Annotated in this window: 8 protein-coding genes; all 8 read left to right on the top strand. The window is 33.8% G+C overall.

Annotation, left to right across the window (positions count from 1 at the left end):
* The 8 genes from PQF96_RS06535 to PQF96_RS06500 all read left to right on the top strand — a co-directional run bounded on the left by PQF96_RS06535 (position 1) and on the right by PQF96_RS06500 (position 18,267).
* Positions 1-2,805, top strand: a complete 2,805-nt coding sequence (locus PQF96_RS06535) for a helix-turn-helix and ligand-binding sensor domain-containing protein (RefSeq protein ID WP_271765486.1) — start codon at positions 1-3, stop codon at positions 2,803-2,805.
* Positions 2,806-3,058: 253 nt separating this feature from the next.
* On the top strand, positions 3,059-6,076 hold the full coding sequence (locus PQF96_RS06530; protein WP_271765485.1) for a SusC/RagA family TonB-linked outer membrane protein: 3,018 nt from the start codon (positions 3,059-3,061) through the stop codon (positions 6,074-6,076).
* 3 nt (positions 6,077-6,079) lie between these two features.
* Positions 6,080-7,537, top strand: coding sequence for a RagB/SusD family nutrient uptake outer membrane protein (locus PQF96_RS06525; protein WP_271765484.1), 1,458 nt, complete (start codon positions 6,080-6,082; stop codon positions 7,535-7,537).
* Between the two features lie 16 nt (positions 7,538-7,553).
* Positions 7,554-9,200, top strand: a complete 1,647-nt coding sequence (locus PQF96_RS06520; protein ID WP_271765483.1) for a PKD domain-containing protein — start codon at positions 7,554-7,556, stop codon at positions 9,198-9,200.
* 16 nt (positions 9,201-9,216) lie between these two features.
* Entirely contained in the window at positions 9,217-10,824 is a 1,608-nt protein-coding gene (locus PQF96_RS06515; protein ID WP_271765482.1) for a glycoside hydrolase family 16 protein, read from the top strand.
* A 108-nt stretch (positions 10,825-10,932) separates the two neighbouring features.
* Positions 10,933-13,254, top strand: coding sequence for a beta-glucosidase BglX (gene bglX / locus PQF96_RS06510; protein WP_271765481.1), 2,322 nt, complete (start codon positions 10,933-10,935; stop codon positions 13,252-13,254).
* A gap of 5 nt (positions 13,255-13,259) precedes the next feature.
* Positions 13,260-14,012, top strand: coding sequence for a glycoside hydrolase family 16 protein (locus PQF96_RS06505; RefSeq protein WP_109434715.1), 753 nt, complete (start codon positions 13,260-13,262; stop codon positions 14,010-14,012).
* Positions 14,013-14,331: 319 nt separating this feature from the next.
* Entirely contained in the window at positions 14,332-18,267 is a 3,936-nt protein-coding gene (locus PQF96_RS06500; RefSeq protein ID WP_271765480.1) for a family 16 glycosylhydrolase, read from the top strand.
* Positions 18,268-18,293: the final 26 nt, after the last annotated feature.

Raw genomic sequence — 18,293 nt, 5'->3', positions numbered from 1 at the left:
TTGGAATACCAGAAAAATATATTTTTATTCTTTTTAGTTTTATTTTCAGCGCTAATATCTGCACAAGAATTACCGCCGATAGAAAAATATTTACCAGAAACTTATGGTGGAGGAACTCAGAATTGGTCTGTCTCTCAGTCTGATAATAAATACATTTATGTAGGTAATAACAATGGTTTGTTAGAGTTTAATGGTTCGAGCTGGACTTTGTACCCAACCCCTAATGAAACTGTTATGAGGTCTGTAAATGTGATCAATGATCGCATATATACAGGTTTTTATATGAATTTTGGGTATTGGAAAAAAAATAACTTTGGCGGATTAGAATATACCTCCTTAAGCGATGCTATTAAAGAACGTTTGATCGAAGATGAACAATTTTGGAATATAGTAAATCAAGAAAATTGGGTATTGTTTCAATCACTCAATAGGATTTATTTATATAATTCTGATAATGAGGAGATCAGTATTATAGAATCAGAAGTCGGTATCCTTAATCTATTTAATGTTAATGGAGTAATTTATTATCAAGATACGACTCAAGGGATTTTTAAAATAGAGAAAGGAAAACCGAAGCTTATAACAGATTTTTCTATCTCTGGAAATGATAAAGTAGTTAATATTTCAGATACTCCAGACGGAATTCTAATACTTACGAGTACTAATGGTTTTTATAAATATTCTTATGGTAGTATATCTAAATGGAATATCCCAGCAGATGAGGTATTAAAAAATTCAAAAGTATATAGCGGTACACGTTTAAAAGATAAAAGTTTTGTTTTAGGAACAATATCTAAAGGTATTATTTATCTCTCTTCAACAGGAGAAGTAATACATCAGATAAATCAAACTAAAGGATTAAGTAATAACACTGTTTTATCATTGTTTGAAGATAGTGATGAAAACATATGGTTAGGACTTGATAATGGCATTAATTGCGTAAATATAAAATCTCCAATACGTCGGTTTAATGATGATAAAGGAGAGATTGGTACTGTATACACCTCTGTAGTTTTTGAAGATTTTCTCTATTTGGGAACCAATCAGGGATTGTTCTATAAAAAATTAGGTGCAGATGAACAATTTAAATTTGTTGAAGGTACAAATGGACAAGTTTGGTGTCTTTTTGTATATGACAATGCTCTTTTTTGTGGTCATGACTCAGGAACTTATCTTATAAATAATAATACGTCTACATTAATTTCCTCGATGGCAGGAGCCTGGAATTTTAAAACAATCTCTGGACATCAGGATTGGTTATTACAAGGTATGTATAATGGTCTCAGTTTATTAGAGAAGAAAAATAATAGTTGGAGTTTTAAGCATAAGATAAAGGGCTTTGACTATTCAGCCAGATTTGTAGAAATACATGATAAAGAGGTTTGGATAAATCATGAATATAAAGGCCTTTTTAGAGTAAAAATGGATGAGCAATTCTCCAAAATATTAAATATTAATAAAGATACTTTAATAGAAAGAGGAAAAAATTCCAATGTGATTAAATATAAAGGAGATATTCTATATGCACATGAGCAAGGCGTTTTTACATTTGATAAACATATAAAAACATTTGAGAAAGAAAATATTGTAAGCCAGATTTCAGGTAGTGAAAATGACAATACGGGTAAACTTATAAAAGATAATGCACAGGGTTTATGGAGTTTTTCTCAAGATAATATTGGTTACATTTCTCAGAGTCAGTTTTCAGATGATTTAAGAATTACCGAAATACCAATTCCAAGATCTTTACGAAAAGAAATGTATGGATTTGAAAATATAACACATATCAACAATGATAAATATTTGTTAGGAACAACCAATGGGTATATGATTTTAGATTTGTCTAAAATCAATTTTAAAGAGCATCGTATTTTATTAGATAAAGTGTCTGTAAAATACAAAGGAGAAGAATTTAGTGATGTATCCTTATTAGAACAACCTGTTTTTAAATCTAATCTAAATACAATTTCTTTTGCTTATGCTATTCCAGAGTATGACAAATATTTAATTTCCAAATTCCAATATAAGTTAGACGGATTTTACGAAGATTGGAATAATTGGACCACTAATTCGAGTGTTATTTTTGAGAATTTACCATTTGGCAGTTATACTTTCATGGTTAGAGCTAAAACAGGTAATAAATTAACTGTAAATGTAGCGGAGTATAAGTTCATTATCGATAGACCCTGGTATTTTTCAACATCGGCGATTGTAATTTACTCTTTGCTTTTAATAATTATGTTGTTATTAATGCATAGGGCATACAAACATTATTATACCAAACAGAAACAGAAATTAGTCGAAGAAAATAAAAAGCAACTTGAGCTTAAAGAATTAGAGAGTGAAGGAGAAATAATGAAGTTGAATAACGAAAAACTTATTCAGGATATAGAAAGTAAGAACCGCGAACTTGCTTCATCTACTATGAGTATTATCAAAAAGAATGAAATCTTAAATACGATTAAAAAAGAACTCCAGAAATCAGAAACAGGAAGTGGAGGGCTTAAAAATGTAGAAAGGATTATAGATCGGAATTTAAATAATAAAGATGATTGGAAGCATTTTGAAGAGGCTTTCAATAATGTGGATAAAGATTTTTTAAAGAAACTCAAAGCTAAACATAAAGATTTAACTCCGCACGATTTAAGATTTTGTACCTATCTAAGACTTAATTTATCCTCTAAAGAAATAGCACCATTATTAAATATTTCTGTAAGAAGTGTAGAGATAAAGAGATATAGACTTAGAAAAAAGCTTCATTTACAACATGAAGAGAGTTTGGTCAATTACATCCTTGAGATTTAACACTACAACATTCCTTAAAATCACCACAACATTACCTATACTCTAACGTTTGCGTTACATTAAAATTAAGTTTTTTTTAAACGATTTGCTAGAGATTAAATCGTTAATATATCCTGTTATTACAAGGGTTTTCTTTAAAATTTGTCATAATTCTTTAAACTTTATTGATTTCTGTATGTTTTTTGTTGTGGTTGCGAATTAACGTTTTCTTAATGTTTGTCTTTAGATTTGAGTAAATCAAACAAAAACATTTATGAAAATTGCATATTTCTTAATTGCTGTGTTTTTAACTTCGGTTACTCACGCACAAGAAATTCAAATTAGGGGAAAAGTAAAAGATCCTAATGGATTGGAATTACCAGGGGTTAATGTCATTGTAAAAAATACAACAAATGGAGCAGTAACAGATTTTAATGGAGATTACTCTTTAAGCAATGTTGCAGTAGGTAGTGTTATTGTATTTTCTTATGTAGGATTCTCGGTACAGGAGATAACTGTCAAACAAGAGGCTGTCATTAATATTGTAATGGAAGAAGATAGCCAATCATTAGAACAGGTTGTCGTTATCGGTTATGGAACACAAACTAAAAAAGAAATTACAGGAGCGGTTTCTATTATAGGATCAGAAACAATTGAAGAACTTAATATAGTTAGAGTAGAGCAAGCACTACAAGGTCAAGTAGCGGGAGTAAATATAACATCAGAATCTGGTGCACCAGGAAGTAATTCTACAATTGCTATTCGTGGAATAAGTACCAATGGAGATAGTAGACCACTAATCTTAGTGGATGGAAATGTAATCGAAGATTTGAGTGTTATCAATCCTAATGATATAGAAAGTATTAATGTCTTAAAAGATGCTACAGCTGGTATTTATGGTGTTAGGGCAGCAAATGGAGTAATTCTAATTACAACAAAAACCGGAAGAAAAAATCAAGAATTAAAATTTGAATTTGATTCTTATACTGGTTTTCAGGAAACTACAAGAAAAATACCAGTACTTAATGCAACAGAATATGGAGCTATTGTTAATGAAGCATTTGCTGCAGGAGGAAATACACCGCCATTTTCGAATTTATCAAACTTAGGTGAAGGAACAGATTGGCAGGATGAGATTTTTAGAACAGCAGTAATTTCTAATGTTAATTTTAATGCCTCAGGAGGTGGAGAAAATTCTACATATTCTGCAGGAACATCTTATTTAACACAAGATGGAATTGTTGGCAGAAACGAGGCCAATTTTAATCGTTTTACAGGAAGGATAAATTATAATTTAGAATTTCTTAAAAATTTTAAATTATCTACTTCCGCAATCTATACAAAAACCAATAGAAAAGCATTGTCAGAAAATGCATTAGGTTCTGTATTATTTAATGCATTAAATATGGCACCTAATTTAACGGTTAGAGATGGAAATGGAGATTTTACATTAGCAGAAGGGTTAGGGAATGAAGTTATTAATCCTGTAGCTCAAATAGCAAATAACTTTAATACAACCCGAGTAAACAAAATTAGTGGTGTGATAGGGTTAAGCTATAATTTTTTGAAAAATTTTAAAGCAGAGTCAAGATTTCAATTTAACTATTCTGAAGTATCAGAAAAAAGATTTTCTCCAGAAGTTTTCTATGGCTCGGGTAAAGTATTTAACGTTGATCGAAGCAGTGTTACAGAAGATGAAGATATTTTCAGAGATTTTACCTGGGATAATTTTATAACATACGACAAGACATTTTTAGAAGATCATAATATGAAAATACTTTTAGGAATGTCTGTGTTTAAGACCACAGGAAATTTTACAAGTTTGACAGGTTTTGACATACCGGATAATTCTTTTTTTAATGCCAATATTTCACAAGCATCTGATGTTGTAGATAATTTTGTAAATGGAGGGGATACATTTGATGCTAGATTATTATCATATTTTTCTAGACTACAATATGACTTTAAAGGCAAATATCTATTGTCAGCTGTAATCAGACGAGATGGTTCTACTAAATTTGGTCCAGAGAATAAATTTGGATATTTCCCGTCGGCTTCATTGGGATGGGTAATCTCTGATGAATCTTTTTTAGAGAATAATACTTGGTTAGATTTCCTGAAATTAAGAGCTAGTTATGGTATAATCGGTAATGATAGGATAGCAGACTTTAGATTTATTTCTACTCTTGATGGGGAAGGAACATATGTGATTAATGATGAATTAGTTTTTGGAGAAGCTATAGGAGCACTTTCTAACCCAGAAATTAAATGGGAAAAACAAAAGACATTAGATTTTGGCCTCGATACGCGGTTTTGGAAAAATAAAATAGACATTACTTTCGACTATTTTAAAAAACGTACAGAAGATTTATTGGTAGTATCTCCGGTATCAGGTATTCTGGGAGCATCTGCTCCGGGATCAGAACCTCCGGTAATCAATGCAGGTATAGTAGAAAATCAGGGTTTTGAATTTAGAATTAGCTATAATGATAAACTATCTGATAATTTTAGATTTGATATCAGCTATAATTTTACCACACTACAAAACGAAGTAATTTTTGTTGATAGTCAAAATGGATTTATTCCAGGAGGATCTTTTGGGGTGGGCCAGGATTTCCCGGCAAGAATGGAGGTTGGAAAACCTATTGGATATTTCTATGGATTACAGACCAATGGTATTTTTCAAAATCAAGCCGAGGTAGATGCTCATGCAACACAACCAAATGCTGCTCCAGGAGATTTAAGGTATGTAGATGTTAATGAAGATGGACAAATTAATTCTGATGATAGAACAGATATAGGAGACCCTATACCAGACGTAACAATGGGAATAAATATAGGATTTAACTATAAGAATTTTGATTTCTCTTCTTATGCATTTGCTTCTTTGGGTAATGATATTGTTCGAAATTATGAACGTGATCAACCATTAACAAATAGAAGGAATGGTTTTCTGGATCGATGGACAGGAGAAGGAACTACCAATACTTTTCCTAGAGTGAATACAGGTGCTAACTCTAATACTTTATTTTCAAGTTTTTATGTAGAAGATGGTTCATATCTCAGAATCCAAAATATACAATTCGGATACACATTTACTGATGAAGTTATGGATGCAATAGGAGTGGATAAATTAAGGATCTATACATCAATAAATAACCTGTATACTTTTACAGAATATAAAGGTTTTGACCCTTCAGCTTCATCAGGAGAGCCTATTGGAGGAGGAATAGATCAAGGGTTCTATCCCGTACCAAGAACATATTTGTTAGGTGTAAATCTTAAATTTTAAAACATGAAAAAAAATATAAAATCAATACTCTTTTTTGTAGTACTAGGACTGATGATTTCATGCAGTGATGATTTTGTTGATGTAGATTCTGAAGACCCAAACTCAGAAGATTTTTTCAATACAGAAGAAGAATATCAAGATGCTTTAATAGCAGCATATGATTTATTACAATCTACTTATCTAAATGTAATGCTAGGAGAGATTGCATCAGATAACACATTAGCGGGCGGTGAAAGTGCAACAGATTCTCCAGGAATACAAGAAATTGATGATATGATACACACACCAGTCAATCAACAGTTAAGAGATATCTGGAGTTGGATGTATGCAGGTGTTAACAGAACAAATTATATTATGGAATTTCAGGATAAAACTGATTTTTCTGGAAAAGAAGGAGTAATTGCCCAGACTCGTTTTCTAAGAGCATATTATTATTTTGAACTGGTAAAATGGTTTGGAGACGTTCCTTTAGCAATAGATAAGAGAATTCAATTCGGAGAACAATTTGATATAGATAGAACATCAAAAGCAGAAGTATACGCATTGATAGAGGAAGATCTTTTATTTGCTGCAGATAACTTACCTGTTACTCAGGCAGAAGCTGGTCGTATAACTCAGGGAGCTGCTCGTGCATTATTAGGGAAAGTATATTTGTTTCAAGATAAATTTACAGAAGCAGCAGTAATTTTAGATCAAGTAATAGCAGGACCATATGATTTAGTAGTAGATTATAATTCTATTTTCGAACAAGAAGGAGAAAACAATATAGAATCTGTTTTCGAAGTGCAATATACAGACGAAGAAGGGGCAGGATTTGATTGTCTGCAATGTAGCGAAGGGAATGTAGCTGTAGGTTTTAATGGGATACGAAACTATTCAGGAACGGTATTTGACTCTGGTTTTAGTTTTAATGTGCCAACTGAAGAAGTTTTTAATGCTTTTGAAGCTGGAGATATTCGTAGAGATGTTGCTATTTTAGATATCGATGCCTGGGCAGCAACTACAGGAGCCACTTTTTCTACAGGTTTTGAACACACAGGGTATTATAATAGAAAATATATTGCGCGCCAAGGAGATCTAAATACTGGTGATGCTAATCTTACCAATCCTAATAACTACAGAGCAATTCGATTTGCCGATGTATTATTAATGGCAGCAGAAGCTCATAATCGAAAATCAACACCTGATGATATACAGGCACAGATATATCTTAATAGATTAAGAACAAGAGCTCAGTTAGCAGATATTACTGCTACAGGTGCTACATTAACTGATGCAATTTACAATGAGAGAAGAGTAGAATTAGTAGGAGAAGGACATCATTTCTTTGACTTAGTAAGGACAGGTCGTGCAGCACAGGAAATAGAAGGGTTTACTACAGGAAAACATGAAGTTTTTCCGATACCATTGATAGAAATTCAATTGGCAGGAAATAGATGGAATCAAAATCCAGGGTATTAAACAAAAAAATAAGACAATGAAAATTATAAAATCATTAGTGTTTGTAATTGTAGCAACATTTATATTTAGTGGATGTAATGAGGATGAAGACCCTATCGTTTTTCAGGAAATCGCACCACCAACTGAAGTAACTGCGAATTTTAATGTAACACAAGATGATACAGGTCTTGTGACCATCACTCCAAGTGGGGTCTCGGTATCGTCATTTCAGATTTATTTTGGAGATGTCGAAAATGAAGAGCCAACTATAATACTTCCAGGAGGTACTGCTGAGCATATATATTCTGAGGGGACATATACTGTGAAAGTTGTTGGAGTAGGGACAACAGGTCTTATTAGTGAGTTTTTACAGGAAGTAACAGTTTCTTTTAGAGCACCAGAAAATCTTCTTGTAACTATAGATCAAAGTGTTATAAACCCAGCTATAATAACTGTTGGAGCTAGCGCAGATTTTGCTACTTTATTTGATGTGTATTTTGGTGATGTGGTCGATGAAACCCCAACTATAATAATGCCAGGAGAGACTGTAGAACATACTTATCAATCTCCTGGAGATTACACTGTGAGAGTAATTGCTAGAGGAGGAGGAATAGCTACGATTGAGTCAACACAAGTAGTTACAGTGCCAATAGCTAACGATCCTATTGTACTTCCAATTACATTTGATAGCCCTACTGTTAATTATCAATTTGTAACCTTTAATGGAGCTAGTTTCGAAGTATTGGATAATCCAGAACCCTCAGGAGTTAATAGCCAAGCATCAAAAGTAGGAGCAATCACTAATGCAGGAGTGAATTTTGAGGGAGGATCTTTTAATTTAGGAACTCCAGTAGATTTTAGCGGGACCAATAAGACAATTACTATGAAGTTTTGGTCAAATGTTACTGTTCCGATTTTATTAAAATTTGAAGGAGGAGTTAGTGGAGAGCGTCAAAATGAAGTTGTAGCTAACCATGGAGGAACAGGCTGGGAAGAATTAAGTTTTGATTTTGCCACAGATGCTACAAAAAGTTTTATTGACGGAAGCCAAGGAGTAGGAGAGCCTTTTGTGCCAACTGGTCAATATGCTACAATGGTAATTTTTGTAGATGGGCCAGGTACGACTTCAGGGACTTTTTATATAGATGATATAGAACAACCGGGAGGTGAACAAACATTGCTAGAACTTCCAATTACATTTGATAGTAGTTTGGTAACTTATGATTTTGGAACTTTTAATGGAGCCAGTTATGAAGTATTGGATAACCCTGACCTCTCTGGAGTTAATAACCAAGCTTCAAAAGTAGGGGCAATCACCAATGCTGGAGTAAATTTTGAAGGAGGAGCCTTTAATTTAGAGACTCCGGTGGATTTTGGTGGAACCAATAAGACGATTACTATAAAATTTTGGGCAAATGTTGCAGTTCCGATCCTACTAAAATTTGAGGGAGGAGTTAGTGGAGAACGCCAAAATGAAGTAACTGCTAATCACGGAGGAACAGGCTGGGAAGAACTAAGTTTCAATTTTGCTACTGATGCTACAAAAAGTTTTATTGACGGAAGCCAAGGAGTAGGAGAACCTTTTGTGCCAACTGGTCAATATGCTACAATGGTAATTTTTGTAGATGGACCAGGTACGACTTCAGGAGTCTTTTATATAGATGATTTAAAACAGATAGATTAATTAACAATTGTATTGTATGAATAAGTTTAAAAATATATTCTCAGTTATTGCCCTTTTGATATGTATGGGTTGTCAGGATGATGATGCAGTATTAACAGCAATTGTTTCTCCTTCTAATTTGCAAATTGAAGCCGTAATAGAAGATGGGCAAACCGGTAATGTTACAATTACTCCTCAAGCTGATAATGCACTAAATTTCCATATTTTCTTTACTCAAAATAGTGACCCAATAGTAGCAACGCCGGGCGAATCTCAAACATTTAGATTTACACAATCCGGGCAATATACTGTTTTAATTACAGTGGTTGCTTTTGGTACAGGTGGAACTTCTTCCTCACAAACGATAGAATTGGATTTGGATGTAAGGCTGTTTATAGATCAGGAAACACTAGAGATGATTGGCGGTGATGGCAGTAAACGATGGATTTGGGATAGCGGTGTCGGCGGACATTTTGGAGTGGGACCAACAACAAATGATTTCCCCGAATTTTTTAGTGCATCACCAAACGCATTAAACCCTTGTTTGTATGATGACGTATTGGTATTTAGTTATGATGCAAATGATATGTATGGGTTCGAATTAATCACAGGGAATAATAATGAAACGTTTATTAACTGGACAGAAGTCACTGGGTTTTTTCCTAGTGCTACTCCTGCAGAGTTTGTTGATGAGTGCAGGGATATTACTGATCAGATTGCCACTAACTCAAGTTTTGTGATTTTTGAAAATGATGAGGGTAAAAGAGTAATGACTGTAGAAAATAGTACATTGTCCTATTGGTCAGGAGTAGAGGAATACGAGATCATAGAACTTTCTTCAGATAAATTAACAGTTCGTGGAATCCAGGATGTACCAGCAGATTTTGGTGGAGGTCAATTAGCATGGTACCATACTTTTGTTCCAGAAACATCTGGAGATGTTACAGAACCGCCTTTTGATACTCTGGTTTGGTCAGATGAATTCAATACAGATGGAGCCCCGAGTGCTACAAATTGGTCTTATGATTTGGGCACAGGAGATAATGGTTGGGGAAATAATGAATCACAATCATATACTAATGACCCCGGTAATGTCATTGTAGAAGGAGGATTACTTAAAATTACTGCCAAAGCAGAAGGAGGTGGAGCATTTACTTCTGCGAGGATTAAATCTCAGGATTTATTTGAGTTTACCTATGGTAAAGTAGAAGTAAGTGCAAAATTGCCTTCTGGGGGAGGGACATGGCCTGCAATATGGATGTTAGGTGCAGATTTCGAAACTAATATATGGCCCGCAGCTGGTGAGATCGATATTATGGAACATGTTGGGAATCAGCAAAACACAGTATTTTCATCACTGCATTTTCCCGGGAATTCAGGAGGAAATGCAATAACTCAAAATACGATAATTAGTGATGTTTCCAGTGTTTTTCACAAGTATAGCGTAGAATGGTCTTCGACAGAAATTAAGTTTTACGTCGATGATCAACTTTTTCACACGTTTACAAATAATAGCGGATTACCTTTTAATAAGGATTTCTTTTTAATTCTAAATGTTGCCATGGGAGGAAATTTTGGAGGGACTATAGATCCTGCATTTACTTCATCAACTATGGAAATAGATTATGTAAGAGTATATCAATAATGTATTGATGTACACTTTGTTTTTTAATTGTTTTAAGATTGGGAGGCTATTTACCACAGATAGCCTTCCCATAAAATTTGTTATCAGATCAAAATTTTAGCTTCAGAAATGAAAAATGACCATATTATTTTTTTTATAGGAATTGTATCCTTTATGTTTCTAACCAGCTGCAAGCAAACGACAGTAGGTTCAGATATCTTAGCTTCTAATGTTCATTCTGATGTCATCGATAGTACTATTGAAAGTAAAGTAGATTCTCTACTTTCTATCATGACTTTAGAAGAAAAAATAGGGCAGATGAATCAATATAATGGTTTTTGGGATCTCACTGGACCAAGACCAGAAGAAGGAGTTGCTGCAAAAAAATATGAACATCTTCGTAAAGGCTGGGTCGGTTCTATGCTTAATGTAAGAGGAGTTAAAGATGTTAAAGCCGTTCAGAAAATTGCCGTGGAAGAATCAAGGTTAGGAATTCCTTTGATTATTGGTTTTGACGTAATTCATGGATATAAAACAATGAGTCCTATTCCACTTGCAGAATCAGCAAGTTGGGATATGGATGCGATTAGGAAATCAGCAGAAATAGCTGCAAAAGAAGCTTCTGCAGCAGGAATAAATTGGACATTCGCACCAATGGTTGATATCTCTAGAGATGCAAGATGGGGGCGTGTAATGGAAGGAGCAGGAGAAGATCCTTTTTTGGGTTCTAAAATTGCAGAGGCAAGAATAAGAGGCTTTCAAGGAGAAGACCTTTCTGCAGAACATACAATCATTGCTTGCGCAAAACACTTTGCAGGATATGGATTCTCAGAATCAGGAAGAGATTATAATACTGTAGATGTGGGAACATCTACATTGAATAATATTATTTTTCCACCATTTAGAGCAGCAAAAGAGGCAGGAGTACGAACATTTATGAATTCCTTTAATGAGCTTAATGGAGTTCCTGCAACAGGAAATAAAATGCTACAACGGGATATCTTAAAAAACGATTGGAAATTTAATGGATTTATAGTTTCTGATTGGGGATCGATTACAGAGATGATAGCACATGGATATGCAAAAGATGGAAAAAATGCCGCAGAAATAGCAGCTAATGCGGGATCGGATATGGATATGGAATCTTATCTGTATGTAGAACATTTAGCAAATCTGGTAAAAGAAGGTAAAGTTAAAGAGGAGTTGATAAGTGATGCAGCTAGAAGAATTCTAAGAGTAAAATATGAATTAGGGTTATTTGAAGATCCTTACAGATACTGTAATGAAGATAGAGAAAAAAAGGTTATTGGTAGTATATCTAACCAAGAAGCAGTTTTGGATGTGGCTAAGAAATCTATTGTTCTTCTAAAGAATGATAAACAATTACTTCCTCTAAAAAAGGAAGGACAAAAAATAGCTTTGATTGGAGCATTAGCCAGCGATAAAAATAGCCCTTTAGGAAGTTGGAGAATTGCGGCAGATGATAATACAGCAGTATCTGTAATAGAAGGAATGCATCAGTATAAAGGGAATACAGTGGTATATGCCAAAGGAGCTGATGTTTCTATGGGAAAAACAACATTTGTGACCGAGACAAAAATAAATACTACAGATAAAAGCGAGTTTGGGGAAGCGCTAAAAGTAGCACAGCAAGCAGATGTTGTAGTCATGGTTTTAGGTGAAATTGGATTTCAGAGCGGAGAAGGAAGAAGTAGGTCAGAGTTAGGTTTACCAGGTGTTCAACAAGAACTTTTAGAAGAAGTTTTTAAAGTAAATAAGAATATCGTTTTAGTATTAAATAATGGTCGTCCATTAACAATTACTTGGGCAGATAAACATATCCCTGCTATTGTAGAAGCTTGGCATTTAGGAACACAAAGCGGTAATGCAATCGCCCAAGTTTTATATGGGGATTATAATCCAAGTGGAAAATTACCAATGTCTTTTCCTAGAAATGTTGGACAAATCCCAATATATTATAATCATAAGAATACAGGAAGACCAACTGAACCAGATCCGGATATTGTATTTTGGTCACACTACTCAGATCAGAAGAATACACCATTATATGCTTTTGGTCATGGACTAAGTTATACTACTTTCAAATATGAAAATCTAAAAATAAATGAAGTAAACCCGTCACATGGAGCCCCAAAAATCGAAGTTTCTGTAGACATAACAAATTCAGGAGATATTGAGGGTAAAGAAGTAATACAATTGTACATAAGAGATCTTTTTGCCAGTATAACCAGACCTGTAAAAGAATTAAAAGATTTTAAAATAACTTCTCTACAACCCGGAGAAACCAAAACAGTAAATTTTGTTTTGGATAATACAAATTTAGGATTTTATGACAATAGCAATCAGTGGGTTGTAGAACCTGGTGAATTCGAAGTGTTTGTTGGAGGAAGTTCTGATAAGACCATTAAAACTAATTTTGAAATACGATAGAATTTATGAAAAAACTCATGTATATATTGTTCTTAATTTTTATTTCCTGTGGAAATTCTGATACGATTATTTGGGAGGAAAATTTTGATGGGGAACAATTGGATGAATCCTATTGGAATTATGAATTAGGAGATGGATGTCCAAACCTTTGTGGTTGGGGAAATAATGAAAGACAAATTTATACACAAGAAAATATAAAACTTAATGATGGTAATCTAATTATTACAGCAACAAAAGATAAAGAAATATACCAATCGGGAAGGATAACTACCAAAGATAAGATAGAATTTCAATACGGAACTATTGAGGTAAGGGCCAAATTACCAACGGGGCATGGTCTATGGCCAGCAATATGGATGTTAGGATCTGATATAGATGAAAAAGGATGGCCCAATTGTGGTGAAATAGATATTATGGAATATGTGGGTAAAGAACCTCATACAATTTATACCTCATTACACACAAAAGAAAGTTTTGGTAATACTATTAATTCTAAAAAAACAATACATAAGACTATAGAAGAAGGTTTTCATGTTTATAAATCGATTTGGACAGAAGATGAAATTCAATTTTATATCGATAGTAAACTGGTTTATACATTTTCGCCAGAAATAAAAAATGACAAAACATGGCCTTTTAATAAACCTTTTTATTTACTAGTAAACCTTGCGATTGGTGGAAATTTTGGAGGACCAGAAGTAGACGATACAATATTTCCAAAACAATTTGAGATTGATTATATCAAAATCTGGAAATAACACTAAAGTGAGAATAAATATAAAATAACTCTACATCGTGATTTAATAAAAATATATGAAACGTCATATATGGCTTAAGTTACATCAAGGACATATGCTTTTTACAAGTGTAAATACGGGGCAACTTTTTTGAGGGGATAAACAAAAAAGGTTTCAATACAATTAATTGGGAAAATTAGGGATGCAATTCATTTATGATATCTATGATTGATGATATCATAGGCTTAAATATGAACATATCTTTTCTATATGAGAAAGAGGTTTTCATGTCAAAATTTAAACGAATTAAACTTAATAATACACACAAACAAATCCAATTATGAAAAGAAACACTTTTTTTAAAACAATGATAACCTTAATTACTCTGATCTTTTTCACGAGTAAAACATATACGCAATGCTCAGAGCTTATATTTAGTGATGAGTTCTCTGGTAATTCTGTAGATCTTAGTAAATGGAGTTTTGATAATGGAGATGGATGTCCTACTCTTTGTGGTTGGGGAAATGCAGAAGAACAATGGTATAGACCTGAAAATACAACTGTTCAGAATGGTAATTTGGTAATTACTACAAAAAATGAAGCCTTTGGAGGAAAACAATATACTTCTTCAAAACTAATTACTTCAGGTAAGTTTAATTCTAAATATGGAAGGTATGAAGCAAGCATTAAGTTACCTTCTGCAGGTGGAATATGGCCTGCATTTTGGATGCTTCCCGAGCAAAGTAATTGGCCATTTACTGGCGAGATTGATATTATGGAAGCCGAACATAAAAATCCTACGACCATAGGAGGAACAGTACACTACTCTAATGGAGGATGGCAATATAATGGTAGAGAATATAATGCAGGCTTAGATCTTTCTGCAGGATTTCATGAATACGCAGTAGAGTGGGAACCTAATGAGATAAGATGGTATGTAGATGATCAGTTATATCATACGGTTACTCCTGCGAATACAGTAGATCCATGGCCTTTTGCAGATGGAGATTGGTATATTATTCTAAATGTAGCAGTAGGAGGAGTAGGAACACCTTTTACAGGTAATATTCCACCCACTCCAGCAGATTACCCTACACAGATGGAAGTCGATTATGTACGTGTATATTCTGGAGCTTTTAATACTCAACTTACAGGAGACAATAGAGTTTATGAAGGTGAAATAAACAAAACATATAGTATAACAGCAATAAACGGAGCATCATATAATTGGTTAGTGCCTAACGGAGCTTCAATTATTTCAGGACAGGGTACTAACTCTATTTTGGTGAACTGGGGAACTACAGGAGGAGATGTCAAAGTCAATGTAAATGTTCCGAATTGTGGAGAGAACGAATATAAAATGAGTGTCTCTGTAAATCCAGAACAAATTTTAGAATTTGTGTATGATGATTTCGAGGGAAATCGAAAATTAACATATACCTCAAAAACAGATGGAATACTAACCCAATCAGTAGCCAACCCAGAACCAAATTCAGTAAATAATTCTTCAACAGTGGGTAAATATGTGAGAGCTACAGGAGCTCAGTATGATGGGGTATATATGACTACTTCAGATATAGGGAATGCTTTAGAATATACTTCCAAAGAAAAAACTATTTGGATGGATGTGTATAGTGATGCCCCAATCGGAACAGAGTTTATGTTACAAATAGAAAACGGGACGCTTTCTGCTGGAGATTGGCCCTCTGGGAGACATAGTAGATATAGAGCAAAGACAACTACTAAAAATCAATGGGAAACGCTAGAATTTGAATTGGTTGATAGACCAGATACTAGTGTTGGAGCATTAGAAGTAGATCAACTTGTGCTATTAATAGATCCCGATAGCTATACAGGACATACCGTTTATATTGATAACATAAGAAAAATGGATGCACCTGATGCGGTGTTGTTAGAAGAAGTTATTATAGCAAATTATGATGGAATAAATCAATTGACGAATTTTTTTCAAAATGGAGTGTATACAGAAAATGTAACAAACCCGGGAAGCAATAGCATTAATAATAGTACAAATGCAGCAAAATATGTTAGAGGTTCGACAGAAACCTATGACGTGGTAAGTTTTAATACAGCAGCGATTGAGAATAGTGGTCCTTTTGTAAGAGGAGAACATATTTTCTTTATGGATGTGTATACAGCTGCTCCTGCCGGAACTGAAATTTCTCTAAGCTTAGAAAACCAGGCAAATTCTGAAAATGATTTTCCTGCAGGGAGAAATAGTCAATTTAGTGGAGTTGTTAAAGAACAAAATACATGGCATACAATAGCATTTAGTTATTCTTCAGCCCCAGATGCAGGAACGTCTAATTTTTCTATTAACGAAATCTCGATACTTTTTGATCCAGGTTCGAATACAAGTGAGACATATTACTTCGATAACTTTAGATATGGTATAACCAAATTACCACCTTCCTATAAATTCTCTGAAATGATTCAGGATTATAATGGTAGTGACAACCTAGCCCTTAATTCAACCACTACAGGTGCTTATACAGCTAATATAGGGAATCCAGAAGCTAATACAATTAATGGATCTTCTCAAGCAGGTCGTTATGAGAGAGATTCTTCTGAATTGTATGATGTATTATTTTTTGATACGAATTTTATTAATGATGCAAGCGCATATGTTTCTGAAGAAAAGAGGTTTGCCATGGATGTATATACAAGTGCCCCTGTTGGAACTATTATTAGTTGGCAATTAGAAGCCAGCTCTTTGTCAAATCCTTCAAACTATCCAGCTGGTAGACATAGTGTATATCAGGCTGCTGTAAAAGAACAAAATAGCTGGCATAGTTTAGAGTTCGTATTAACCAGCACTCCAGATCTAATCGTTACAGATGCACAGATAGATACTGTTGTGTTTTTGTTTGGACCTAATACTAGTCGTGGAGACGTTTTTTATATAGATAATTTAAGATCATTGACAAAAGAAATAGCTTCTCAAACACCAATTTTGACTTCTATAGTTGTTAATCCCCAGAACGCAATAATAAACCAGGGACAAATGGAACAATTTGATGCGCAGGGATTTGATCAAAATGGAGATACTTATGAGACCAGTTTTACTTGGACTACTACAGGAGGATCAATAGATAGTAATGGTATATATACAGGATCAACTACGGGAATACATACCATTATTGCTACTAGTGGTTCTGTTTCTGGTTCTACATCTATTAGTGTAAATGAAAACACAGGATCTTATGTAACAATACCCGGTGTTATAGAAGCAGAAGATTATAAAGAAGGCGGAGCAGGTGTGGGATATTATGATACGAGTACAGGAAATACTGGCGGAGCCTATAGACAGGAAGATGTAGATATAGAGAATACTGGAGATACAACAGGAATGTATAATGTTGGATGGGTCGAATCAGGAGAGTGGTTAGCATATACTATTGATGCTTCAGCTTCTTCAGATATTTATGATGTTAACTTCCGTATTGCCTCCCCCAATGGCAATGGTAAATTTCATCTAGAACTAGATGGGGTTTCCATTACGGAAGTTATATCTGTACCTAATACAAACGGATGGCAGAATTATGAAACAATAACGATAAATAACATTTTAATTAGTGCAGGAATACACGAACTGCGAATTGTATTTGATGCTGCAGGGTTAAATATAAACTATACTGAATTTAAAGCTTCTTCAGACACAACAGGAGGAGGAACTGGTTGTTCAGGTAGTGCAGATAATGGCGATTATGCTTATGAAGTTTCAGTAGAAACTGTAAACCCAACGCTTACTTTTGTTCCCGAAATAACAGGAATGGGATCTACCGTATGTATTTTATATTATAGTACTTCAGAAACTGGGCCATACCCTGGGTACATAGTTACTCCTAATGTTCCTTTTCAAATCAATGCTAATCAAGGAGAACAGATTTATTTCTACTACACGTATAGCTTGCCGACAGGAGGAGAGAATAATACCGCAACTGCCAAGCATAACTTTACTGTCGGTAATTGCAATACGTCTCGATTAACAAATTTTGGGGGTGATAATTTAGAAAGTGAAATATTAGTATTTCCAAATCCAGTATTAAATACGATGCAAATAAAGTTATCACACACACATGATTATTATCAAATGAGAATTTTTGATATACAAGGAAAAACCATTGTTGATCAGCCAATTTCTATAAAAGATTTAAGTATAAACCTAGATATGAGTTCATATGAAACAGGTTTGTATTTCTTAAAGTTTTATGGAGTATCAACAGTTCAAAATATTAAGTTTTTGAAAAAGTAGATAGTAATTGTTCATATAAAAGAAAC

Origin of the sequence: Aquimarina algiphila (genome assembly GCF_947494415.1) — a bacterium.
GTDB lineage: Bacteria > Bacteroidota > Bacteroidia > Flavobacteriales > Flavobacteriaceae > Aquimarina > Aquimarina algiphila.
The sequence above is the reverse complement of the archived record's forward strand: the minus strand, read 5'-3'. Positions and strand labels throughout refer to the sequence as shown.